24 protein-coding genes and 1 pseudogene (1 of these 25 cut by a window edge) are annotated in these 22,722 nt (G+C 66.4%); 14 read left to right on the top strand and 11 right to left on the bottom strand.

Going from position 1 to position 22,722, the window contains the following annotated elements; all coding sequences use genetic code 11:
- Nucleotides 1-119: 119 nt before the first annotated feature.
- From FND50_RS36125 to FND50_RS17040, 3 genes are all read right to left on the bottom strand, one after another.
- Nucleotides 120-284, bottom strand: a complete 165-nt coding sequence (locus FND50_RS36125; protein ID WP_186301302.1) for a hypothetical protein — start codon at nucleotides 282-284, stop codon at nucleotides 120-122.
- A gap of 282 nt (nucleotides 285-566) precedes the next feature.
- The gene (locus tag FND50_RS17045; protein ID WP_144286451.1) at nucleotides 567-1,004 is read right to left on the bottom strand and encodes a carboxymuconolactone decarboxylase family protein; all 438 of its coding nucleotides are present in this window, start codon (nucleotides 1,002-1,004) and stop codon (nucleotides 567-569) included.
- A 109-nt stretch (nucleotides 1,005-1,113) separates the two neighbouring features.
- Nucleotides 1,114-1,752 (bottom strand): HD domain-containing protein, encoded by a 639-nt coding sequence (locus tag FND50_RS17040; protein WP_144286450.1) that lies wholly within the window; start codon nucleotides 1,750-1,752, stop codon nucleotides 1,114-1,116.
- Nucleotides 1,753-1,811: 59 nt separating this feature from the next.
- Between FND50_RS17040 and FND50_RS17035 the strand changes: the two genes are divergently transcribed.
- From FND50_RS17035 to FND50_RS17010, 6 genes are all read left to right on the top strand, one after another.
- Nucleotides 1,812-2,864, top strand: coding sequence for a GlxA family transcriptional regulator (locus FND50_RS17035; protein ID WP_144286449.1), 1,053 nt, complete (start codon nucleotides 1,812-1,814; stop codon nucleotides 2,862-2,864).
- A 95-nt stretch (nucleotides 2,865-2,959) separates the two neighbouring features.
- A complete protein-coding gene (locus tag FND50_RS36780; protein WP_260851005.1) occupies nucleotides 2,960-3,091 on the top strand; it encodes a hypothetical protein in 132 nt (43 codons plus the stop codon).
- 381 nt (nucleotides 3,092-3,472) lie between these two features.
- Nucleotides 3,473-4,378: a 3-hydroxyisobutyrate dehydrogenase gene (mmsB, locus tag FND50_RS17025; protein WP_144286448.1), complete on the top strand. Its 906-nt coding sequence runs from the start codon at nucleotides 3,473-3,475 to the stop codon at nucleotides 4,376-4,378.
- Between the two features lie 68 nt (nucleotides 4,379-4,446).
- Nucleotides 4,447-5,016, top strand: coding sequence for an adenylate kinase (locus FND50_RS17020; protein ID WP_144286447.1), 570 nt, complete (start codon nucleotides 4,447-4,449; stop codon nucleotides 5,014-5,016).
- A 53-nt stretch (nucleotides 5,017-5,069) separates the two neighbouring features.
- Entirely contained in the window at nucleotides 5,070-6,572 is a 1,503-nt protein-coding gene (locus FND50_RS17015; protein ID WP_144286446.1) for an aldehyde dehydrogenase family protein, read from the top strand.
- A 14-nt stretch (nucleotides 6,573-6,586) separates the two neighbouring features.
- A complete protein-coding gene (locus FND50_RS17010) occupies nucleotides 6,587-7,801 on the top strand; it encodes a CaiB/BaiF CoA-transferase family protein (protein WP_144286445.1) in 1,215 nt (404 codons plus the stop codon).
- 83 nt (nucleotides 7,802-7,884) lie between these two features.
- On the opposite strand, the gene FND50_RS17005 is transcribed toward FND50_RS17010, so the two are convergent.
- Together FND50_RS17005 and FND50_RS17000 are read right to left on the bottom strand one after the other, a co-directional pair.
- On the bottom strand, nucleotides 7,885-8,796 hold the full coding sequence (locus tag FND50_RS17005) for a LysR family transcriptional regulator (RefSeq protein WP_005568041.1): 912 nt from the start codon (nucleotides 8,794-8,796) through the stop codon (nucleotides 7,885-7,887).
- Nucleotides 8,793-9,311, bottom strand: a complete 519-nt coding sequence (locus FND50_RS17000; RefSeq protein ID WP_186301301.1) for a MarR family winged helix-turn-helix transcriptional regulator — start codon at nucleotides 9,309-9,311, stop codon at nucleotides 8,793-8,795. The genes FND50_RS17005 and FND50_RS17000 overlap by 4 nt, the downstream gene beginning before the upstream one ends.
- Before the next feature lie 204 nt (nucleotides 9,312-9,515).
- Here FND50_RS17000 and FND50_RS16995 point away from each other — a divergent pair, with 204 nt between their 5' ends.
- From FND50_RS16995 to FND50_RS16980, 4 genes are all read left to right on the top strand, one after another.
- Nucleotides 9,516-10,664: an isobutyryl-CoA dehydrogenase gene (locus FND50_RS16995; RefSeq protein ID WP_144286444.1), complete on the top strand. Its 1,149-nt coding sequence runs from the start codon at nucleotides 9,516-9,518 to the stop codon at nucleotides 10,662-10,664.
- Nucleotides 10,661-11,740 carry an enoyl-CoA hydratase/isomerase family protein gene (locus FND50_RS16990; RefSeq protein WP_144286443.1) on the top strand — a complete coding sequence of 360 codons (1,080 nt, stop codon included), beginning with the start codon at nucleotides 10,661-10,663 and terminating at the stop codon, nucleotides 11,738-11,740. Before FND50_RS16995 ends, FND50_RS16990 begins: the two co-directional genes overlap by 4 nt.
- On the top strand, nucleotides 11,737-12,513 hold the full coding sequence (locus FND50_RS16985) for an enoyl-CoA hydratase (protein WP_144286442.1): 777 nt from the start codon (nucleotides 11,737-11,739) through the stop codon (nucleotides 12,511-12,513). The genes FND50_RS16990 and FND50_RS16985 overlap by 4 nt, the downstream gene beginning before the upstream one ends.
- 166 nt (nucleotides 12,514-12,679) lie before the next feature.
- Nucleotides 12,680-13,003 carry a hypothetical protein gene (locus FND50_RS16980; RefSeq protein WP_260851004.1) on the top strand — a complete coding sequence of 108 codons (324 nt, stop codon included), beginning with the start codon at nucleotides 12,680-12,682 and terminating at the stop codon, nucleotides 13,001-13,003.
- 228 nt (nucleotides 13,004-13,231) lie between these two features.
- Here the strand turns inward: FND50_RS16980 and FND50_RS16970 are convergent, their stop codons facing one another.
- Entirely contained in the window at nucleotides 13,232-13,366 is a 135-nt protein-coding gene (locus FND50_RS16970) for a hypothetical protein (RefSeq protein WP_260851003.1), read from the bottom strand.
- A 212-nt stretch (nucleotides 13,367-13,578) separates the two neighbouring features.
- Between FND50_RS16970 and FND50_RS16965 the strand changes: the two genes are divergently transcribed.
- The 3 genes and pseudogenes from FND50_RS16965 (at nucleotide 13,579) to FND50_RS36120 (ending at nucleotide 15,413) form a co-directional block, all read left to right on the top strand.
- Nucleotides 13,579-14,487 (top strand): alpha/beta hydrolase fold domain-containing protein, encoded by a 909-nt coding sequence (locus FND50_RS16965; protein ID WP_313905320.1) that lies wholly within the window; start codon nucleotides 13,579-13,581, stop codon nucleotides 14,485-14,487.
- A 309-nt stretch (nucleotides 14,488-14,796) separates the two neighbouring features.
- Nucleotides 14,797-14,988, top strand: a pseudogene (locus tag FND50_RS16960) (hypothetical protein); the annotation flags it as partial.
- A 227-nt stretch (nucleotides 14,989-15,215) separates the two neighbouring features.
- Nucleotides 15,216-15,413, top strand: coding sequence for a hypothetical protein (locus FND50_RS36120; RefSeq protein WP_186301300.1), 198 nt, complete (start codon nucleotides 15,216-15,218; stop codon nucleotides 15,411-15,413).
- A 107-nt stretch (nucleotides 15,414-15,520) separates the two neighbouring features.
- Here FND50_RS36120 and FND50_RS16950 read toward each other — a convergent pair whose 3' ends face one another.
- From FND50_RS16950 to FND50_RS16935, 5 genes are all read right to left on the bottom strand, one after another.
- On the bottom strand, nucleotides 15,521-16,522 hold the full coding sequence (locus FND50_RS16950) for a DUF3445 domain-containing protein (protein ID WP_144286441.1): 1,002 nt from the start codon (nucleotides 16,520-16,522) through the stop codon (nucleotides 15,521-15,523).
- 59 nt (nucleotides 16,523-16,581) lie between these two features.
- Nucleotides 16,582-17,079, bottom strand: coding sequence for a dimethylamine monooxygenase subunit DmmA family protein (locus FND50_RS16945; protein WP_144286440.1), 498 nt, complete (start codon nucleotides 17,077-17,079; stop codon nucleotides 16,582-16,584).
- Nucleotides 17,080-17,111: 32 nt separating this feature from the next.
- Nucleotides 17,112-18,092, bottom strand: a complete 981-nt coding sequence (locus tag FND50_RS16940; protein ID WP_144286439.1) for a PDR/VanB family oxidoreductase — start codon at nucleotides 18,090-18,092, stop codon at nucleotides 17,112-17,114.
- Entirely contained in the window at nucleotides 18,089-18,208 is a 120-nt protein-coding gene (locus FND50_RS37780) for a hypothetical protein (RefSeq protein WP_397494080.1), read from the bottom strand. The genes FND50_RS16940 and FND50_RS37780 overlap by 4 nt, the downstream gene beginning before the upstream one ends.
- A 151-nt stretch (nucleotides 18,209-18,359) precedes the next feature.
- Nucleotides 18,360-18,755, bottom strand: a complete 396-nt coding sequence (locus tag FND50_RS16935; protein ID WP_144286438.1) for an ethanolamine utilization protein — start codon at nucleotides 18,753-18,755, stop codon at nucleotides 18,360-18,362.
- 413 nt (nucleotides 18,756-19,168) lie between these two features.
- Between FND50_RS16935 and FND50_RS16930 the strand changes: the two genes are divergently transcribed.
- Nucleotides 19,169-22,722: the 5' end (the start) of a non-ribosomal peptide synthase/polyketide synthase gene (locus FND50_RS16930; protein WP_186301299.1), read on the top strand. Its footprint extends 23,113 nt past the window's final position; only the first 3,554 of its 26,667 coding nucleotides appear in the window; its start codon is at nucleotides 19,169-19,171; its stop codon lies off the right edge, out of view.

Genomic DNA, 22,722 nt, shown 5'->3' with positions numbered 1-22,722 from the left:
TGCCGCGCATGCCGAAGACACTAGAACTGACATCACACGCTGTCAACAGCGGTCGATGTCAACATTCACAAGACGCCGCACGCAGCCCCACGATCTGATTCGGCACGTCGTCCGCGCCTTCACCGACTACATCGCACCATCGGCGCCGCGGAAAGATCATGTTCGTCGAGTCGCAGACCGTCCCGGAACTCGCGCAGCGGGTCGAGCAACTCGTCAACGAATGCACGGCCGATCGCGGCATCGCTCGGCAGGCTGAGCGGCGACGAAGCACGCGACAAGGTCACCACTCAACTCCACTAGACAGCGATCTTCGACGCTCTGTCCTTCCTTCGCCCGCACTGGCTCACCGGAAACTCTCGAATCTCCACAAGCTTTGTAGTAGAGCATGTTTCGTTGGCGATCGAGCCCAGGTCGACCTCAACAGCGCGCCGGATCCAGTGCGGCAGCGCTTTCGGTGCATTTCGTTCAGAGGGCGAGTTGGTCGTCGCAGGCCCTTCCGAGAGCCGGCCCTCGGCGACAGCGCCGAGGGCCGAGGGCCGAGGGCCGAGGGCCGAGGGCCGAGAACTTTACGGCGCAACCGGGTAGTGACTGGTGATCGCGACCCGATTCCAGGCGTTCATCACGGTTGCCAGCCAGCCGATCGCGGACACCTGCTCATCTGTGAGGGAGCCGTCATCCCAGGTTCGCCGTTCCGGAACGGCGAGAGCGGTGACCTGTTGGGCGAGAGCGAGAGCCGCGCGCTCCTGGTCGCTGAAATACTGCGACTCCCACCACGCTGCGACGACGGCCAGTCGATTCGTCGTCTCTCCCTTGGCGAGGGCGTCGCGGGTGTGCAAGCGAAGGCAGAAGGCGCAGCCGTTGAGTTGGGAGACGCGGATCTTCACCAACTCCACCAGGAGCGGGTCCACTCCCGCCGTTTCCAGAGCAGCTTTCACTTCCGCGTCCAGCGTCGTCAGGCTCCGATAGACGGACGGGTGCTGCTTGCCCAGATTCACGCTGGTCATGACGTTCCTTCTGAGTAGGTTGTCGAATGGTTGTGGGTCCGGGCGTCCGCACCGATGGTGCTGAACGAGGTTGCCTGAAGATCGCGCGCTGTCTTCCGGTGCGTCCCAGTCATGCAGACCACGGCGACCCCGTGATGCGATCAACCATGCTCATGCTGCGGAAGCCGGGAACGAAGTGGTCCAGTACGTCGGCACTGACGGTGCCGTAGGTGGTGTCCGGCCGGCTGCTGAGCCCGTCGACGAAGGCACGCAGAAATTCGTTCTTGAAGTCACCCCGCGGATGGACAGCGGTGATCTCCTCGACCCGGTCCGGGTTCAGTCCGGCCAGACCCAGCCCGACCACATCGGTGAGGACGCCGAAGTGGGTGGCGGCGACTTCGTCCCCCATCCGGCCGGGAATCCCGGGTGTGGTGTGCAGCGCGATCGCCGTCCAGACCACCTCGGCGGCAGCAGCGGAGAAACCGCGATCGAGCAGAAACTTGCGAGCATGATCGGCCCCATCGAGCTCGAACCGCTGCTCGACATTCGAGAAGGGCGTGAGCAGGCCAGTGTCGTGGAAGAGGGCAGAGAGGTAGAGCAGCTCAGGGTCTGGCTGCAGGCCGAGCTCGCGAGCCTGGAGTGTGCTGAAGAGGAACACGCGCCGTGAGTGATGGAAGATCAGGGGGCTCGTCGTATCCTGGACGAGGCGAGTGGCTTCGGCTGCCGCCTGTGTCTCGGGAATCTCTACTCCTGCGATGATCTCGGTCATGGGCCCTGCACTTTCAGGTTTCGATGTTGTAGAACAGACGATGTGTCCGTCCCTCTACGGTGCCGAACATCGAGCGTCCGGCGCCGCCACGGTCCGGCCATGAATCACCCGAATTCGGACAGACGGTGAGCGTGCATACGAGCCCCCACCCGCATCGGGTCGCGGTCCTGGTCTACGACGGGGTGAAGCTGCTCGATGTCGCCGGCCCCGCCGAGGTGTTCGCGGAGGCGAATCGATGCGGCGCCGACTACCAGATCGTGTTGTTGTCGCCGACCGGTGCCGGTGTTGCGTCGTCTATCGGGATAAAAATCTCCGTCGACGGCGACGCAGGATCGGAGCCGGCACCCGACACCTTCCTCGTGGCCGGCGGCGACGTCTACCCGCGAACCGCCATCTCCCGCGACCTCGTCGAGGCCACGAGCACGCTCGCAACGCGATCTGCTCGGGTCGGCTCCATCTGCACAGGCGCGTTCATCCTCGCGGCTGCCGGCCTCCTGGAGGGCAAACGCGCGACCACGCACTGGAAAGTCGCACACGAACTTGCCGCCCGGCACCCGACAACCCTCGTCGAACCCGACTCGATCTATGTTCGCGACGGCAGCACGTACACGTCCGCGGGCGTGAGCGCCGGCATCGACCTGGCGCTGGCGCTGGTCGAGGAAGACCATGGCCCCGATCTGACGCGCGACGTCGCCCGACGCCTGGTGGTCTACTTGCAGCGCGCCGGCGGACAATCGCAGTTCTCTGCCCCACTCCAAGGCCCGCCGCCGCGCACACCAGCCCTCCGTCGAATTGTGGATCTGGTGACGGCGGACCCCGCCGGGAAGCATTCGCTCGCCGAACTCGCCGGACACCTCAACGTGAGCCCTCGACACCTCACGCGACTCTTTCGAACCGAGCTGTCCACCACACCTGCCCGGTATGTCGAGCTGGTCCGATTCGACATGGCAAAGGCGCTTCTCGACCAGGGGCACAACGCAACACAAGCAGCATCACTCGCCGGCTTCCCGAGCTACGAGAGCCTACGAAGAGTCTTCGTGCGAGAGCTGTCGATGTCACCGGCTGCCTACCAACGCCGCTTCGGCACCGCGCACCGCGCCGACGCGGGGTAGTCCGACGGTGGTGTGCGATTGCCGTACCCGGTCATTCCTGTCGTTGTGCAACGCGCGAAGAGCCGGCGCCGATACACCGACCAGAGGTGAGGACCGTGGTCGAGCACATCGCCACCCGGCAGGACGTACGCGAGTTCCGGCGGGCACTGGACGAGCTGTTCGCGTTGCTGCTCGACAACGATGACCCCTCCACGCGGAATGGGACCGCGCCCGGCTTCACCCGCTGACTACCCACGTACAGGAGGCGACCGCCACGCTGAGGCTGGGCGGGCTGCGAGTGGATTACCTCGGATTCGGGAGCGTGGAAATCTCCGTCGACCTCGGCCCACCGCCCAACGGTCCGACGTGATCGCCCCCTTCCGACGACGATGGCGGTTTCGGGTCTGCTGTCGGCGCGCGGTGATGCAATATTGCACATCCCCATTGCAGGTTAGGTGATTCCCCCGGCCTCCATACCCGGGCACACTTGTATTCGTCCCCGCCGGAAACTGCGCGAAGCGAAGAGATTCCCGGGGTCCATCCCATGGGCTCGTCCGAGTCGACGTCACCTGCCGGCATCGACTCGGACCGCGCGTTGAACGTCGGTTACCACACCGCTAGGAGTACAGATGAGCAAGATCGCTTTCCTCGGCCTCGGAAACATGGGCCTGGGTATGGCCACGAATCTGGTGCGCAACGGCCACACAGTCATCGGATTCGACCCCTCCCCAGCGGCATCCGAGAAGGCGTCATCACACGGAATCGACTCTGCTGCATCTCCTGTCGATGCAGCGGAGCGTGCCGACGTGATCATCACCATGCTGCCCAGCGGCAAGCACGTGCTCGACGTCTACGCCGACCTGGTCCCGGCCACATCGCAGGGAACCCTCTTCCTCGACTGCTCGACGATCGATGTCGGCGACGCGCGAGCCGCCGCTGAACTGGCTGTCGGCGCCGGGCATCAGGCGGTGGACGCCCCGGTGTCCGGAGGCACGGTCGCCGCAGAAGGCGGAACCCTCACCTTCATGGTCGGCGGCCCGGCCGAGGCGGTGGACCGAGCAAGCTCACTGCTCGACGCCATGGGGTCCCGTATCGTCCGATGCGGCGACTCCGGAGCAGGTCAGGCTGCGAAGATCTGCAACAACATGGTCCTGGGGATCTCCATGATCGCCGTCAGCGAAGCCTTCGCGCTGGGCGCAAAGCTGGGCCTGACCGACCAGGCACTGTTCGACGTCTCGTCGACCGCGTCCGGTCAGTGCTGGGCGTTGACCACGAACTGCCCGGTTCCCGGACCGGTTCCGACCAGCCCCGCCAACCGCGACTATGCCGGCGGGTTCGCGAGTGCATTGATGCTCAAGGACCTCCGACTCGCGCAGTCCGCAGCGACGGACAACGGTGTCGAAACGACGCTCGGACGGCGTGCCACCGAACTCTACGAACAGTTCGTCGCCCAGGACGGCCCCGGCCGTGACTTCTCTGCGATCGTGACGGCAATCCGTGCCGGTGCATATGACGTGCAGGCACAACAGTCGTAGCCCCTCCCACGTAGACCTCGCCCCGTGCCGCGGGAGTGAGACGCTGCTCGATGTGAAAGGAACTCGTTGTGCGCATCATTCTGACAGGGCCGCCGGGAGCGGGTAAAGGCACACAGGCGCAGTCGCTTTCGACGGCGCTGCAGCTCTCCCACATCTCGACCGGCGATCTGTTCCGCAGCCACATCGCACAGAGCACGGAACTGGGACGGACGGCGAAATCGTTCCTCGACGCCGGCGAACTCGTCCCGGACGAGGTCACCATCGGGATGGTCGCGGAGCGCCTCGCGGCCGACGACACGGCCACAGGATTCATTCTGGACGGCTTCCCCCGCACCGTGGTTCAGGCGATCGCCCTCGATGAGCTCCTTGGCCGACAGCTGAGCCAGATCGACGCCGTCCTGGACTTTTCGATAGCGGACGATGTAGTCGTCGAACGGATGCTGGCCCGTGGCCGCGCCGACGACACCGAGGACGTCATTCGTCGTCGTCTGCGGGTCTATCACGACGAGACCCGACCGCTGCTCGACTACTACGCGCCGCTTCTGCTAGCCGTCGATGCGGAAGGTGAGGTCGACGAGGTCTACGCCCTCGCGATCGGCGCGCTGTCCGAGCGCGGAAGCGTCGCTCCGTCCACCTGAACGCTGTTCCCTGCACCCCAGCAGAGCCATCCGTATATCAAGGAGATTCCGACATGACCTCCACGCAAACCTCACTCGCTGAGCTCCATATTCCCGAGGCCCGCGACTACCCCATGTTCGTCGACGGGGCCTGGGTGGACGCCAGTTCCGGTCAGTGGAGTGAGGTGACCACCCCGATTCTGCGTGAGCACGTGATCGGCCGTGTCCCGTCCTCGGGCACCGAGGACGTCGATCGCGCGGTGCGTGCTGCGCAGAAAGCCTTCCCTCGGTGGCGGTCTCAGCACTTCACGGCGCGAGGCCGGATCCTGAGCCAGATCGCCGACGCCATCGACGCCCGCTCCGAGGAACTGGCCCGTCTCACCGCCCTCGACACCGGAAACGCGCTGCGCACCCAGGCACGCCCCGAGGTCGCCACCCTGGCGAACCTGTTCCGGTACTTCGCCGGTGTCGCCGGCGAGATCAAGGGCACGGTTCTGCCCGCCGGCGACGATCAGCTCCAGTACTCCCGCCAGGAGCCCCTCGGCGTCATCGGATGCATCCTGCCCTGGAACTCCCCGCTGATGATCGCCGGATTCAAGATCCCCGCCGCCCTCGTCGCGGGAAATACCGTCGTGGTCAAGGCGGCCGAGGCGGCTCCGCTGAGCGTGTTGCTGCTCGCCGAGATCTGCGCCGAACACCTCCCGGCCGGTGTGCTCAACGTCCTCACCGGATCCGGCAGGGTGGCCGGTGAAGCACTGGTCCAGCACCCGGACGTCGACAAGATCTCCTTCACCGGCTCGACCGAAGTGGGACGTCATGTTGCCCGTGAGGCCGGTGGCCGGTTGGCACACGTCTCCCTCGAACTCGGCGGCAAGAACCCCTCGATCGTATTCCCCGACGTGGATATCGACGACGACTTCATCAATCAACTGCTGCTGTCAACCCGGGTACACCGTCAGGGACAGAGCTGCACCGCCGGTTCCCGGTTGTTCCTGCACCAGGACGTCTACGACGAGGTCCTCGACCGGCTGGTGAACACCCTGGCCGGGCTGAAGGTCGGGAATCCGCTCGCCGAGTCCACGGACATGGGCGCCATCGTCAACGACAAGCAGTTCGCCTCGGTCTGCGGGTTCCTCGACGACGGCCTGAGCTCGACCAAGGTTGCCACCGTCCTCGACGGCTCACCGGACAAGCTCGGCAACTCCGACGGCTACTACATGGGCCCGACCGTGTTCTCCGGCGCCGACAACTCCTGGCGCCTGTCCCGTGAGGAGATCTTCGGGCCGGCGCTCGTCGCGATCCCGTGGAACGACCACTCCGACGTCATCGACATGGCCAACGACTCGCACTACGGTCTGGCCGCCTACGTGTGGACCCACAATCTCGATCTGGCGCTGTCCACCGCCCATGCCCTCGAAACCGGGTGGGTGCAGGTCAACCAGGGCGGCGGCCAGATGGTCGGCCAGTCGTACGGCGGATACAAGCAGAGTGGCCTCGGCCGCGAGGTGTCGCTCGAGGGCATGATCGCCGGATTCACCCAGACCAAGCAGGTCAACGTGCGCCTGCGCACACTCTGAGAAGGGAGCGCACCATGACTGTCGGACCCTTGGGCGACATCCTCGTGCTCGACCTCTCGCGGGCGCTGGCGGGGCCCATCGCCGCGATGATGCTCGGTGACCTCGGTGCCCGGGTGATCAAGGTCGAAGTCCCGGGCACCGGCGACGACTCCCGCACGTGGGGGCCGCCGTTCGTCGGGCCGGCCGACGACCCGCAGTCGTCGTACTTCATGTCGGCGAACCGGAACAAGGAATCGATCGTGCTCGACCTCAAATCCGAGCACGGCAAGGTTGCACTCCGCCGCCTGATCCGGCGGGCGGACGTGCTGATCGAGAATCTGCGGCCGGGCGCGTTCGACCGGCTGGGCTTTCCGGCCGACGTCCTCGAAGAGCTCAACCCGCGGCTGATCACGTTGTCGATCACCGGCTTCGGGCACGACGGCCCGGAGGGATCCCGCGCCGGCTACGACCAGATCGCCCAGGGCGAGGCCGGGCTGATGTCGGTGACCGGTGACCCCGACGGGGAGCCGACGCGGATCGGAGTCCCGGTCGCCGACGTCCTCGCCGGTGTCCATGGCGCCACGGGAGTCTCGGCCGCTCTGGCCTCGAGGGAAAAGACCGGCAAGGGCATGGTCGTCCGGACGTCCCTGTTGGCCGCCGCGATCAGCGCCCACACCTTCCAGGGCACCAAGTGGACGGTCGGTGGACAGGTCGCGCAGCGGTCCAGTAACCACCACCCGCAGATCGCGCCGTACGGAAGCTTCCGCTGCGCGGACGGATACGTTCAGATCGCGGTCGGCAGCGAGGCGATCTGGGCGAAATTCGCCCCGGTGGCCGGGCTGTCAGCCAGGGATCCGCGGTTCGCCGTCAACCGGGACCGGGTCGCGGCGCGGGATGCGTTGATCGCCGCCATCGAGGCCGATTTCGCCCGACGTCCTCGGGCTGACGTCCTCGCCGCGCTCGAGGCCGCGGGTGTTCCCGCCGGGTCGATCCGCACGATCGACGAGGTCTACGAGTGGGAGCAGACCCGCAGTCAGGGCCTGCTCCTCGAGGTCGAGCACCCTGTGGTGGGGCCGGTGCAGTTGCCGGGTCCGTCCCTGCGGATGGAAACGGCCGGCGGTGAGTCGCTGGTGCGGTCCGCGCATGTTGCGCCGCCGGTGCTCGGACAGCACACCGAACAGATTCTCGACTGGCTCGACTCGGTCGAGGCCACCGATCCGCTCGATGCGATGGTGCCCGCGCAGGCGTGAACTCGGTGAGAGTCCGACTGGCACACCGGGGCGGTGTTGCAGGAGTCTGCCTCGTGCAACACCGCCCCGGGTGCGCCGGGAACCTACACAGTGGGGACCAGTTCGTCTCGCCGACTGCGCGCCTCTTCTTGAATCGCTTGCCGGACGGCCTGGACCGCCGGATTGGTGAGGCTTTCGCGGCGCGCGGCCAGGGAGAAGGCAAGGCGAACATCGACGGCCTCCGGCAAGATCCTGCGCAGATCGGTGTGCTGGTCCGCCATGAACGCCGGCAACAGCCCGATGCCACCGCCGGAACGCGTGGCAGCAACATGAGCGAAGATGTTGGTGGACATGAACTTTGCCGCGACACCGGGCAGATGCCGGCTCAGGTCGAGATCCCCGACCTGCAGCAAGGAGTCGACGAAAAAGACCAGCGGGTGCGCTGTCAGCTCGTCCAGGCTGCCGGGTTCACCGTGCTCGCGGAAGTATCCTTCGCTGCCGTACAACCCCAGCGAGTACTGGCAAACACGTTCGGAGACCAGCCGACTGGTGATCGGTGTGCCCACCGCGACAGCGAGGTCGAACCCTGATTGGTACAGATTCAGTTGCCTTGTATCCGTGATCAACTCGACGACAAGGTGCGGGTGACTCATCCGCAGCTTGGCCAATGCGGGAGCGACGAACAACGACCCGAATCCGTCCGGAGCGGTGATCCGGATGGTTCCCCGGAGTGGATTCTCACTGATACCGAGGACCACGTCGGCGGTTTCCTGAACGGCTTCCTCGATCAGTCGCGCCTTCTCCGCGATCGATCGGCCGACATCGGTCAGCTCCCATCCGTCGGCACTACGCTGCAGCAGACGGACACCCAGGACCTTCTCCAGCGCACGCACACGCCTCGAGACGGTGGTGTGGTCGACGCCCAGGTCCAGCGCCGCGGATTGGCGGCGTCCGGTTCGCGCGACGGCGAGCAGGTACCGAAGGTCATCCGAGCGGATGTTGCGGACGTCGATCACGGCCGGCCTCCCGGTAGGTCGGCCGCCGTGGTGTGGTGTCCGCCCCGTGCGGCGGTCGATGCACGCCGGGTTGCGGAGAGTAGCTGCTGCAGGTCCTCGTGGAGACGGCGCATGACCTTCGGGTCCGCGAGGGCGACGGCATCGAGGGCGCGCGTCGCCGAGGTTGCCACCTCACGACCCTTGTCGGTAATCGTGACGAGGGTCGAACGGCGATCGGACCGATTGATCGTCCGAAAGGCCAATCCGGAACCTTCCAGTCCGTCGATCAACGTTCCGATGGTGGTGGGATGCCTGTCCAGAGCACGGACGATTCGCACCATGGGCAGTGGAGCGTGCGCGGCGACCATCATGGCCAAAACCTCGTAGCGGGCGAACGACAGTCCGAGTGGTCGCAACGTGGAGTTGAGGTGATGGGTGATCAGCTTCTGCGTCTGCAGTATGGCGGCGATCAGCGATGTATACGGCGGCACAGATTCGGCAGCCGGCACCGAGTGGGGTGGTTGCGCAGTGGCCACCGGAAGCCTCCTAGTTGTCCGGAATGGGCATCGAATGAACGTCCTGAGTGTGTATTTCGCGAATCTCGCTTTCGGCGACGGGACCGTGTCGGCACTTCCCGTGTCGAAGTGTTTCGGTTTGGAGTGGGTCACACCCATTGGCAATTTACATGGATATCCAACTATAGTACTTCCAACTTCTCCGATCTGAAAGGGTCGATTCATATGTTCACCTTGACCGATGACGAGCGGGCGATCAGCGACACTGCCCGCGACTTCGCGGCCGAGCATCTCGCGCCGCATGCCGTGGAGTGGGATCAGGCCAAGCATTTCCCGGTGGATGTCCTGCGTAAGGCGGCGTCTTTGGGGATGGGTGGGATCTACATCCGCGAGGACGTGGGTGGGTCCGAGTTGACTCGTGTCGACGCGGCCCGGATCTTCGAGCAGCTCGCGAAGGGGTGCCCGTCGATCGCCGCGTACATCTCCATCCACAACATGGTCACCTGGATGATCGACCGGTTCGGCACCGACGAGCAGCGGCGCGCGTGGGTGCCGGGGCTGTGTTCGATGGATCAGCTCGGCAGTTATTGCCTCACCGAGCCGGGTGCCGGTTCGGATGCGGCGGCGCTGAGCACCCGGGCGGTCCGGGACGGCGACGACTACGTCCTGACCGGGGTCAAGCAGTTCATCTCCGGTGCCGGCACCTCCGAGGTGTACGTGGTGATGGCCCGCACCGGGGACAGCGGTCCCCGCGGGATCTCGGCGTTCATCGTCCCGAAGGGGTCGCCGGGTCTGTCCTTCGGGCCGAACGAGGTGAAGATGGGCTGGAACGCCCAGCCCACCCGTCAGGTGATCTTCGAGGACGTGCGGGTGCCGGCGGCGAACCTGCTCGGGTCCGAGGGTGGTGGTTTCCGGATCGCGATGGCCGGCCTGAACGGTGGCCGGCTCAACATCGCGGCGTGCTCGGTGGGCGGCGCGCAGACCGCGCTGGAGCGGGCCGTCGCCTACCTGACGGACCGGAAGGCGTTCGGGTCGCCGCTGATCGACTCGCAGGCACTGCAGTTCCAGCTCGCCGACATGCGCACCGAACTGGAGGCGGCCCGCACCCTGCTGTGGCGGGCGGCGGCGGCGCTCGAGGACGGCGCCCCCGACGTCGTCGAACTGTGTGCGATGGCGAAGCGGTTCGCCACCGACACCGGGTTCGAGGTCGCGAACCGGGCGCTGCAACTGCACGGGGGGTACGGCTATCTTGCCGAGTACGGAATCGAGAAGATCGTCCGGGATCTGCGGGTGCATCAGATCCTCGAGGGCAGCAACGAGATCATGCGGGTGGTCATCGCCCGCAGCGTCATCGGAAACAGAGGAGCGGCATGAGCGACGCGGTACCCACGGAACCGGACGTTCTGATCGAGAAGCGGGGCGGGCTGGGCCGGATCGTGCTCAATCGGCCGAGGGCGATCAACGCCCTCAATCATGCGATGGTCCGGCAGATCGCGGCGGCCCTGGCCGAATGGTCCGGCGACGACGCGGTCCGGGCGGTGGTGATCACCGGTGCCGGGGAGCGGGGCCTGTGCGCGGGCGGCGACATCGTCTCGATCTACCACGACGCGAAGGACGGGGGCACCGGTTCGCGGGAGTTCTGGCGCGATGAGTACCTCCTCAACGCGGCCATCGCGCGCTACGGCAAGCCGTACGTGGCGATCATGGACGGCATCGTGATGGGCGGCGGGGTCGGGGTGTCGGCGCACGGCAGCGTGCGGATCGTCACCGAACGGTCGATGATCGGGATGCCCGAGACCGGCATCGGTTTCGTCCCCGACGTCGGCGGCACCTACCTGCTCGCCCGCACCCCGGGCGAGTTGGGCACCCACATCGCCCTGACCACCGCCCGGCTCAGTGCCGGCGACGCGATCGCGTGCGGGTTCGCCGACCACTTCATTCCGTCGGAGAAGATCGAGCAGTTCATCGACGCGTTGTCGGCGACGTCGGTTCAGGAGGCGCTCGGCGCGTTCACCGAACCGGCACCGGCATCGGAGTTGCTGGGCCAGCAGGGCTGGATCGACGCCGCGTACTCCGCCGACAGTGTCGCCGACATCGTCGCCCGGTTGCGCGGCAGTGGGGTGCCCGAGGCTCAGAAGGCGGCCGAGCAGGTGCGCTCGAAGTCGCCGACCGCGTGCGCGGTCACCCTGACATCGCTGCGCCGCGCCCGGCAGGCCGGCAGTCTCGAGGAAGTCCTCGACGACGAGTTCCGGGTGTCCGTCGCCTGCCTGAACTCGCCCGACCTCGTCGAGGGCATCCGGGCGCAGGTCGTGGACAAGGACCGCAACCCGCGGTGGTCGCCCGCCACCATCGAGGAGGTCGACCCGGCGCGGGTCGACGCGTTCTTCGCACCACTCGGCGACCTCGAACTCGGGCTCACCCCACCCACCACCACCGGAGAAGACCAATGACCGACTACGACACCATCCTCCTCCACCGCAAGGGCCGGGTCGGGATCATCACCCTCAACCGCCCGAAAGCACTCAACGCGTTGAACACCCAGCTTCTACGCGAAATCGTCTCCGCCGTCGAAGAACTCGACTCCGACAGCGATGTCGGCGCCATCCTCGTCACCGGCTCCGACCGCGCGTTCGCCGCCGGCGCCGATATCAAGGAAATGCACACCAAGTCGTACATGGACGTCTACCTGGACGACTTCTTTTCCATCGGCGACCGCATCGCCGCCGCACGCACGCCCATCATCGCCGCAGTGGCGGGATACGCTCTCGGCGGCGGCTGCGAGTTGGCAATGATGTGCGACATCCTCCTCGCCGCCGACACCGCCAAGTTCGGTCAGCCCGAGATCAAACTCGGCGTCATCCCCGGCATCGGCGGCTCCCAACGCCTCACCCGCGCCATCGGCAAGGCGAAGGCCATGGAACTGTGCCTGACCGGCCGCACCATGGACGCCGAGGAGGCCGAACGCGCCGGACTCGTATCCCGCATCGTCCCTGCCGCCGACCTGTTCGACGAAGCACTGCAGACCGCGACCACCGTCGCCGAGATGTCACTCCCCGTCGCGATGATGGCGAAGGAAGCAGTCAACCGGGCATTCGAGACCACCCTCACCGAAGGGATCCGCTTCGAACGGCGGGTCTTCCACTCCACCTTCGCCACCGAGGACCAGAAGGAAGGCATGGCCGCGTTCGTGGAGAAGCGCACGCCGGAGTTCACACACCGCTAGACCCCGACGTTCGCCCCGCACCGGGCTCCGGTGCGGGGCGATGGTCGGAATACCGGTGTCACACCAACCAGCTTCACCGAATTCGGTCTAGTTCCGCTATCTCACCCTGGATCGGCCGATCGGATCACTTCGGCTGACCGACTTCGGCAGGGACAACGTCTGCGAGGTGAATACCGTGGTATCCCCCACCAGGGCCGCTGGGCGTCTGGATATCGTCGTCGTCAGTGGCCGGCCCGCGCCGTCACCGCAGGATGAGTACCTGAACGAGATCAATCGCATCACCACCACGTCGCCGGACGGATCCACCGTCACCCGCGCGAACTACCCCGCCAACGGCGGCAGCGCCTACTTCTCGATCACCCTCCCCTCCACCCAACAGGTCATCATCAGCACCACCCATCAGGGGTTCCACCGTCCCGGTGACGTTCGAGCAGATCGAATACCTGGCCACCGCAACCGAACTCGACCTGAGCTGAATTCGTCGGACTGATCGCGCGAGCCGCGGCCGGTCCAGGCGGTTTACAGCCAGGACGTCGTCCTCACGTCATCGCGGCAGCACCAGATCGGGTGGGCCGCGAGGTTGTCGCCCCGCCCGCGTGGTCGACATGGATGTGCTGCGGTCACCCCGGCGCGGCGCGGCGCATCGACCTGATGGTCAGGGTTCTGGTCTGCGCTGGACCAGTGAACGACACCGCAAGCGTCGAGGCTCGAGCAAGGCTCACGACCGTGTCAGGGCGTATCGGGCGATCACGTCGGGAAACCAGTCGGGTTCGCCGAAGTGCAGACCGTAGCGCTCGGCAACTGCGGCGATCTGGGTGACATCTGCTCCACCGGCGGCGATCAGTTCGGACATTTCCAGGAAGCAATGTTCGAAGCCGTGACATGCACGATCGAGTGTTCCTGTGCAGCATTTGTCTCTGGACGATATCGAAACGCTCCCGGCATTCCTGCGTCGAGTGTGTCGTCGAACGCAACTCCGCCTAGTTGTAGCCGCATCAAGAACGCGATACGCGCCCGTCGCAGCAAACCAACCCGAATCCGTCAAACCCAGTCACAATGAGTGGCGTGAACATTCCCGACATCCGCCCCGCAATCGTCCACACGGGAGTACGGATACTGATGGGCCGCACCAAACTCCGCACCGCCGAGGACACACGCCGCGACGTCCACGCGACATCGTTGCGGCCGGCATCGTTCAACCCGCCACCATCTCCACTCCTGCCCGGGGTGCGGCTCTCCGCCGACCGCACGCGCGGGTTTCCCGTCTTCACCATCGAACCGGACAGCGGGCGATACGGAAAGACTGTGATCGACTTCCACGGTGGTGCCTATGTCCGCGAAATAGTGTCCTTCCACTGGCTGTTCGCGCGAACCATTACCGCTGCGGCATCGGTCCGGCTTCTGCTGCCGATCTACCCCCTCGCCCCGCACCGGACCGCCGCCCGCACCGTCGCCGATGCCGCCGACATCGTCGAATCGGCAATCTCCACCCAAGGCGCCGATAACGTTGCGGTGATCGGCGATTCCGCCGGAGGCGGAATCGCGCTCGCCGCGGCACAAGAACTCAAACGTAGGGGCGCACCACAGCCATCGCGGCTGATCCTTCTCTCCCCCTGGCTGGACGTCACCATGAGTGACCCCGCCCAAGCCACCATCGAGAAGCGCGACATCCTCCTCGCGCGCGGAGGACTGAAAGAAGCCGGCCGACTCTACGCCGGCGACCTCGAGGTTACCGACTGGCGCGTCAGCCCCCTCTTCGGCGACCTCACCGGCCTCGCGCCCATGAGCGTCTACACCGGTACCCACGACATCCTCGTCACCGACTCCCGCGCCCTCACTCAGCGAGCACGCGATGCCGGCGCTACCGTCGATTACACCGAGGAAATCGGGATGCAGCACGACTACGCCCTCTTCCCCCTGATCCGCCAAGCACACACCGCCCGCGAAGGCATCGCCCGCATACTTCAGGCGTAGCCACCGGCGGCTACACGCTCCCCGATGGGTACGCGCTCAGCCGCAGACCGCCCGAGGCGCTAACGGTGGTGTTGGTGTTTGGTGTGCTCGGAGTTTCCGCGAACCTCGCCTTTCACGGTGCTCACCCAGGTTCTCGGCGCCGAAGCGGTGGAGTGCGCCGACCCGGTCTGGGTACGCGTCACGGCGAGGCCGAATCCGACGACTGACCGATGGGCTCGGGGACTATCCCGGACAAACACCCGCGTCGAGCGGTGCCTGCGAGGGACCGACGTCTGGTGATGCCGATGTCTGGGAGTGAGGCGGCCGCCGATGGCCGAGTTCGATCCACCGACCACTCAGCGTCCTCCCCGTCCCGCGATCACCACTGAGCTGGCCGCGGACGGATTCGAGGACGCCCGGGAAACCGGGCGTGGCGGGTTCGGCATCGTCTATCGCTGCCGTCAACCATCCCTGGACCGCACCGTCGCGGTGAAAGTGCTCACCGAGGACCTCGACAGCGACACCCGGTCCACGGATTAAACGAGATCACTGCGCAACTCGAGGACGCCACCGCCATCACCGTTCTCCTCGGTCAACGATCGGCGGAGACGACCGCGGCCGCCTGCACCTGGGCCGGGGAAGGGGTACACAGGATCGAAGGCCGAGGACGGCACCGGTGACTACTGCATGCCAATCGACTGCTCGTCAGCTGCCTCGCGGCCGCAGGCCGAAACGACGAAGCGAAACAGGTGCTGGCGTCGATCGCGGCGCAGTGCGCGGATCGCGACATGATCCGGTACCTCCTCGACGGAGGACCGTATGTCGTGTCGACCCTGCGCGGCCTCCGCGACGATCAACTGCACGGGCTGTGGCGGCCGGAGTGGACGCCGGTCCCGAGCGCCTTTCTCGACGCGGTGTCAGCGACCAATGGCCCGACCCTGATCTGAGGGCGCCGAGCGGCGACCTCACGGCGTCGAACTCCGCGGTGATATCGGGGATCACTGGCAGACGGTGCCGAATCGACGGACGCGGTGTTTCTGAGACCTCGGTTGTCTCAGGTGGAGGCGGGAGCCGACGACTGTGTCCGCAGCCAGCGGGCGGCGTGGTGGCGGTAACTGTCGATTCCTTTATATGTGGCGATGTCGGCGGGAAGTTCGGTGATGATGTCGGCGAGTTGCTCGGCCCACGCGGGGATGGTGGCGATGTCCGACAGTGGCGCCATGTAGGTGTGGATGTTGAAGACGAGTGCTCCGGTGAGGGGCAGGCGGATGAGGTGTTCGAGTTCGATGCGCAGTTGCACGCGTCCGTAGTCTCCGTCGGCGACGAGATTCGGAATGTCGTCTTCCCATTCGGGCCGGGTTTCGAGGCTGGTGTCGCGGTGCGGTGAGCCGACGGCGGAGAAGGTCCAGTTGGCGCGGCGGAAGATGCGGTCGGTGGTGAGATGACGCATGAACTGCTGCGCACGGCTGGTGATGCCGCCGCTGGTCAGCCCGGGTACGGGGCGGTGAATTTCGTTGAAGTTCATCCCGACGTCGAACTTGATCGACCAGTCGGCTGCGAAGGTGACGATGGCCGCGTCGAACCAGAGTTGGTCGTGGCGCTCGGTGAGCAGGAGGATGTCGTCAGGCACCTGGCAACCGATGAAGGTCAGCGGGTCCTCCGGCAGCGTGGCCAGATCACCCATTTCGAAGTGTTGGTCGATGTCGAGCAATGCGTTGCGCCAGTGGTAGTGGTCGCCCTGGCCGGTCAGCTGCATGGTCTCCGGGTAGGAGTCGGCCATCTGCCGCATGAGGTAGAGCATGACGTCCCAACACGCAGGGATCATGTGCGGCAAAATCTGCACTCGCCCTGGATCTTTCGCCAGGATCTCCCGTTTGAGCTGCATCATCGGCACGTATTCGAGTCCGAGGTCGACGACGTGTCGGCCCCAACCCCCGGCGAGGGTGGGGGTATATCGGGGTGCGGGCTCGACATTGACCGCGTAGCGGAAGGTTTCGTCCCCTGCCGGGAAAGGCCAGGGCAAACAGGTCAGGTCGCTTGTGAGCAGTTCGGTCACGGTACTTCGCTCCAGTGTCGGGACGGAATGGAAGTGCAGGGGTGATCTCCAGTCGGCCGTCAGGCAACCGATGCCAGATACATCGCACGATGCGAGGAGGTGTGCGGGCGCACGAGGAGGTCGCGGGCGCAGCCTGAGCACTCGATGGTGTGGTCTGGGCGCGCGAGGGCGCGGGTGGCGGTGTCGCAGTGCGGGCAGAAGACGTTGATCACGTCCACGTGTGAGATGTGGATGAACAATTCGCACGGCAGAATTCCCGCGGCGCGCGCTACCGCAACGGCCCTCATCACCTCGGACTCCGCCCCGGAAATCATGATGCGGACCCCGACAGTGCTGGCGTCGATCAGGTCCTCGACACCCGCACCGTCGGGCAGGCTGTACAACGCGGTTGCCCGGTGGGCGGAGGCGAGATCCCGCGCCCACCTGTCGACCGTGGCGGTGGTGCTGGGGGCATCACCGATCGCGATCAGGAGGTACTGCCTGCCGGATAGGTCCATGCTGGCCGCGGTAATGCCGACCTGCGCGGTGGCGCTGTCGGAGTCGTCGATGCTTGTCATGACATTCCCTCTGGTGTCTGATGCCGCGGAGGTCATAGGTCCAGCTCCAGATCCGCGCCAACGGCCCGGGACACGCACGGCATCATCACGTCACCGGTGGACTTCTCCTCATCGGTGAGATAGAGGTCGCGGTGCTCGATCTGACCGCCGCGCACCGGGAGCTTGCATTCCCCGCACACGCCCTGCCGGCACAGATTCGGCACGTCGAAGCCGCTGTCCAGCAGCGCGTCGAGCAAGCTGGTGTCGGGTCCGACCGTCACGGCGGTACCGGTGCGGCCCAGCGTCGCAGTGAAGGGTTCACCCCCGGCGGAGATGCCGGAGGAGAACGGCTCCGAGTGCACACGCTGGAGCGGCCAGCCCTGGGCGAGCGCAGCTTCTGTGACGGCGTCGATCATTGGCATCGGTCCGCAGGTGTAGAGGTGGGTGCCGATCGGCTGGCGGGTCAAAGTTGGTGTCACGTGGCCCCAGAATTGTTCCGGGGTTTCCACCATCGTCAACCGGTCCCCGCACAGCTCCATCAGGTCGTCGACGTGTGCGCCGAAGCCGGAGCGGAAGGAATAGATCACCTCGAACGAGCGACGCCACTGCACCGCCGCACGCACGTGCGACAGGATGGGGGTGACCCCGATGCCGCCGGCGACGAGGACGTGGTGGCGTGCGTTCGGAACCGGAGCGAACGCACTGCGCGGCCGGGACGCGGTCACCTGGTCGCCGACGGCGAGGTTGTGCACCCACCGCGACCCGCCGGCACCGGCCCGGTCCAGTCGAACAGAGATCGAGTAGTGGCCCGGTTCGATCGCCGGGCCGGTCAGGGAGTAGGAATTGCGTGTCCCCGGCTTCCAGGTGACCGCGATGTGACTGCCCGGGGTGAAGGACGGCAACGCTCCGCCGCCGACTGGCGCCAGGACGACCTGACAGATGTCCTCACACAGCATCGTGGTGTCGGCAACGACGACGGAAAGGTCGCTCCCTGCCCCGGCGCTGGTTGTCGCGGCCTCGACTACTTCGGTCACGTGAGGTCCTCCGAATCTGCTCGATAACCAAGATAGGCATGGTGACGGCGGGAGTAGTGGTGGTAGACGGTCAGCGTTTCTCGGCAACCGCCACAACGAAATTCACTGTCGATCACGCCGGCCCCGAGCGCGTGCGCGGGATTCGCGCGCCAGCACCCCCGGCCACCGGGTGACAGGACGCCGAAGTCTCGACGTCACCATCGCGTTGTGGCGGCGCGGTCGTCCAGCAGGCACGCTGGTGGTGGTCATGCTCACTGCCATCGCTGATCACGGTGCGAAGGAGCGGTGACCGACGTAGAACGCCAACGCACCCTCAGGGGTGCTGAATCGGATCCGCGATCCCTTCGGGAAGAAAATCGCATCCTTCGTCTTGGCGACCTCCTTCTGTCCGGTGTCGAGGTTCTCGAGGACGAACTCGCCCTCGAGCACAACCTTCATTTCGTCGTACTCGTAGAGGTAGTCAAGGGGGTCGTCGGTGCGCCGGAGTTCGAAGTAGCCGGCCGACATCTCGGACCCGTCGGGGTTTGCGTACACGTCGTCGATGAAGCCTTCGGTGCCCGGGTATTCCGCAACCGGCATCTGCGGCAGAGACTTCCAGAAATCTGCGGTGACGCGGAACGGTGCGACGGTCTGTCCGATCGCACTCGAATCGGCAACGGTCATTGGGGTCCTCCTGGGGATGGGATTGCGCGATCGGTACGTCGATCACCATGTGATGAAACTGAAGATAATGCCAGGAAACCATGGTGTGGGTTACGTGCCCGTAAACGCGCGTGACAAGGAGGTTTATTTGTAGGAAGCGCGCGCAAGTTCGCACGGGCCTATGCCAATTCGTCGATTGCGACTCGCGACCGTCGTCACCGTTTCGTGACCATGACCGCCTACGCACGGGTCGATCGCGGGCACCGGGCGAGTCCCGAACGACGGCACACAGCGCGGCGGACGAGGCATCGCCGCAGGTGACAGCAGATACTGGTAGTAACGGACCTGTTCGCGGCCGCGATATAGATCAGCTAGCCGAAAACGTCCGACCCCAGGGGCCATCTTCTTTGATTGCCGTCGGGAGGTGTGAACAAGTGGATACGCCGAACAGGAGCGACACAACCGGTCGCAGTCGTCCCGAGGCCTTCCCGCTGACGTACGCGCAGCGCGGAATCTGGCTGACCCAGCGCCTCGCTCCCGACGTCCCGACGTGCATTGCGCAGTACGTCGAGGTGCGCGGCGCCCTGGACCTCGCCGTCCTCGACGACGCGTCGGTGACCGCGGGCCGCGAGTTCCAGTCGGCGTTCCTCCGGGTGTTCGAGATCGACGGGGAGCCGTTCCAGACCGTCGACCCGACCATCGACCTGTCGACCGGATTCGTCGACCTCGGGGCCGAGGCCGACCCCGTCGCGGCGGCCCACACGTGGATGACACGGGACTACACCGCGCCGCTCGACCCGGCACGGGATCGGCTGGCGACATCGACGGTGTTACGAGTCGGTGACGATCACTATTTGTGGTACAGCAGAATTCACCATGTCGCGCTGGACGGTTACGGGGCGATGACGCTCGTGAACCGGATCGCCGCGCTGTACACCGCCCACGTGGAGGCCCGGACGCCGGAACCCGCCGGTGCCGCAGATCTGCGCACCCTTCACCGCCTCGACGAGGCGTACCGGTCGTCGACGCGCTACGCGTCCGATCGCGCCTACTGGCGGGAGCACCTCTTCTGCCGCCGTTCGAACTCGAGCCTGTCCCCGACGGTCGCACCCGCGGTCGCGGAAAGCATCCTCGAGACGGGCACCTTGTCTGCGTCCGCGACGGAGCGACTGGACAGTTCCGGCGAACGGATCGGTGTGCCGCCGGCGACCGTCGTGATCGCCACCTTCGGCGCGTATCTGGCCCGCATGACCGGACGGGACGACGTGCTCGTCGAACTCCCGGTGTCGGGCCGCACGACCGTGCTGCTGCAGCGATCCGGCGGGATGCTCGTCGGACTCGCTCCATTGCAGGTCTCCACCGCACCCGACGACACGGTGGCGACTCTCACCCGCCGGGTACACCACGAAATTCTGGGCGCTCTCCGTCATCAGCGATTCACCCTGGAGGACATCCGGCGCGATGCCGACGCGGCGGACTCGCTGTCCGGGCCGATGGTCAACGTCATGCTCTTCCGCCCCCGAATCCGGTTCGGCCCGCTCACCGGAGACTTTCACGTGGTCACCTCGGGGCCGGTGGAGGATCTGCTGGTCAATGTGTACCGCACCGCCGCTGCCGGGCGGATGGTCGTCGAGTTCCGCGGGAACCCCCACCGCTACACCAGGGACGAGCTGGCTCGTCACCATCGGTCGTTCGTGGGCCTCCTCGAGGAGTTCCTGGCGGCAGATCGCGGCGATCCCGTGGCAGGGGTGCACGCGGAGACCGCACACGAAGGCACGCGGAATCGCAGGCGCACAGCCGATCTGGACTACTGGCGGACGATGCTCACCGACCTGCCTCACGACACGCCCCTTCCCCGCGACTACACCCGCCGCGTAGGTACCGTCGACAGTCGGCGCGAGCACGTCGAGGCGCACGTGACCGCGGACCTGCATCACCGGATCGAGATCCTCGGACGGGACTGCCCCTTCGCCGCGTACACCGTCACGCATGCGGCCCTCGGGGCACTGCTCGCTCGTCTCGGCGGGGTCCGCGACATTGTCCTCGGGACACCCGCGGGCTCAGGCGGATGGCCTCTGCTTCTGCGTATCCGGGTCGACGGCACCGAATCGTTCACCGAGCTCGTCGAGCGCGCGCGTACGACCGAACTCGGCGCGTTCACACACGCCGACGTGACCTTCGACGAGGTCGCCGCGGCACTCGGGTTTCCAGCACCCTCCCGCGGCCGGCACCCGTTCCAGGCCGGGTTCGACGTGCAGACCATCGACCACTCGCGCGAGCCGGATGGGCGGTCCGACGAGGGCCCCGACCTCTGGGTCCACATCGTCGAACACCCCGATCGTGCCGGGCTCGACCTCCGGCTGACCTTCGCGCGGGAGTTCTTCGAGCCGTCGACTATCCAGGGATTCGCCGACCGTCTGATCCGAGTGTTCGCCCAGGTCACGGAGCACCCCGACATCGCGGTCGCCGATCTCGACCTGTTGAGTTCCGCCGAACGGCGCCGGCTCGTGCCCGCGCGCGGTGATCCGGGAGTTCCGCCGCGCACGCTGCCGGACCTGCTGACGGACGCGGCACACCGTGACCCGGACGCGATCGCCGTCATCGACGCTGCCGACGGTGCCGACCGTACCGGCATCGCGTACCGTCGGCTGGACGACGTCTCCACCCGGCTCGCCCGACTGCTCCTCTCCCGGGGCGCCGGCCCGGAAACCGTGGTCGCCCTGGCTCTCCCGAGATCCGCGGATTTCGTCCGCGCCGTGTGGGCGGTCGCAAAGTCGGGGGCCGCCTTCCTGCCCGTCGATCCCGGATACCCCGAAGCCCGCATCGCGCACCTGCTCACCGATTCCGCGGCGACTCTCGGGGTCACGGTCGGTCGCCACCGGGACGCCCTGCCCGGCGACGTCGAGTGGATCGAACTCGACGACCGCGACGTCGAGAGCGCTCTGTCCGACCGGATCACCACACCGGTCGGCGACGCCGACCGCCCCCGACCGCTGCGGTCGGACCATCCGGCCTATCTCATCTACACCTCGGGATCGACCGGCGCCCCCAAAGGGGTGGTCGTGACCCACCGCGGGATCGCGAATCTGATTGCCGCACAGAGTGAAGGACTCGACGTGCCGCCGACCGGGCGGGTGGCCCAGTTCGCGTCGCCGAGCTTCGACGCCTCCCTGTTCGAACTGCTCGCGGCTTTCGGATCCGGAGCGCGCGTGGTGATCGTCCCGCCCGAAGTGGTCGGGGGCGTGGAACTGGAGCGAGTACTCACCGAGCATCGGGTGACCCACGCCGTACTCACGCCGACCACCCTCGCCACGCTCGATCCCCTTGGCGTGCCGACCCTGTCGCATCTCACCGTCGCAGGCGAAGCCTGCCCGCCAGAAGTCGCGTCGACATGGGCGAGGGGGCGCCGCCTCCTCAACGCCTACGGGCCCACCGAGGCGACGATCATGTCGACCCTCAGCACACCGCTCGTGCCGGATGAGCCGGTCACCCTCGGTGCGCCGGTGTGCGGGTTCGAGGTCGTCGTGCTCGACGACCGGCTACACCCGGTTCCACCGGGCACCGTCGGCGAGCTGTACCTCGCCGGCCCAGGCCTTGCGCGCGGGTACCGAGACCGTGCCGGACTCGATGCCATCCGTTTCGTGGCCGCCCCCTTCGGCTCACCGGGGACGCGAATGTACCGGACCGGCGATCTGGTGCGATGGCACGGCCGGCACGAAGAGCACACACCCGCCGCCCTCGACCTCGTCTACGTCGGGCGCAGCGATTTCCAGGTAAAGGTCCGCGGGTTCCGCATCGAACTCGGGGAGATCGAGGCAGTCCTGCGTGCCGATCCCAATGTGACGTACGCCGTCGCGACGGCCGCGACCGACCCGCACACGGGAGATGCCGCGGTGATCGCCTACATTCACCCGGCCGAGGGGTGGCGCGTCGATGCCGAGGAAGTGCGCCGTCGGCTGGCGCGCACGCTGCCCGCGCACATGCTCCC

This window comes from Rhodococcus sp. WB9, assembly GCF_007558985.1.
GTDB classification, from domain to species: Bacteria; Actinomycetota; Actinomycetes; order Mycobacteriales; family Mycobacteriaceae; genus Rhodococcus_F; species Rhodococcus_F opacus.
The sequence above is the reverse complement of the archived record's forward strand: the minus strand, read 5'-3'. Positions and strand labels throughout refer to the sequence as shown.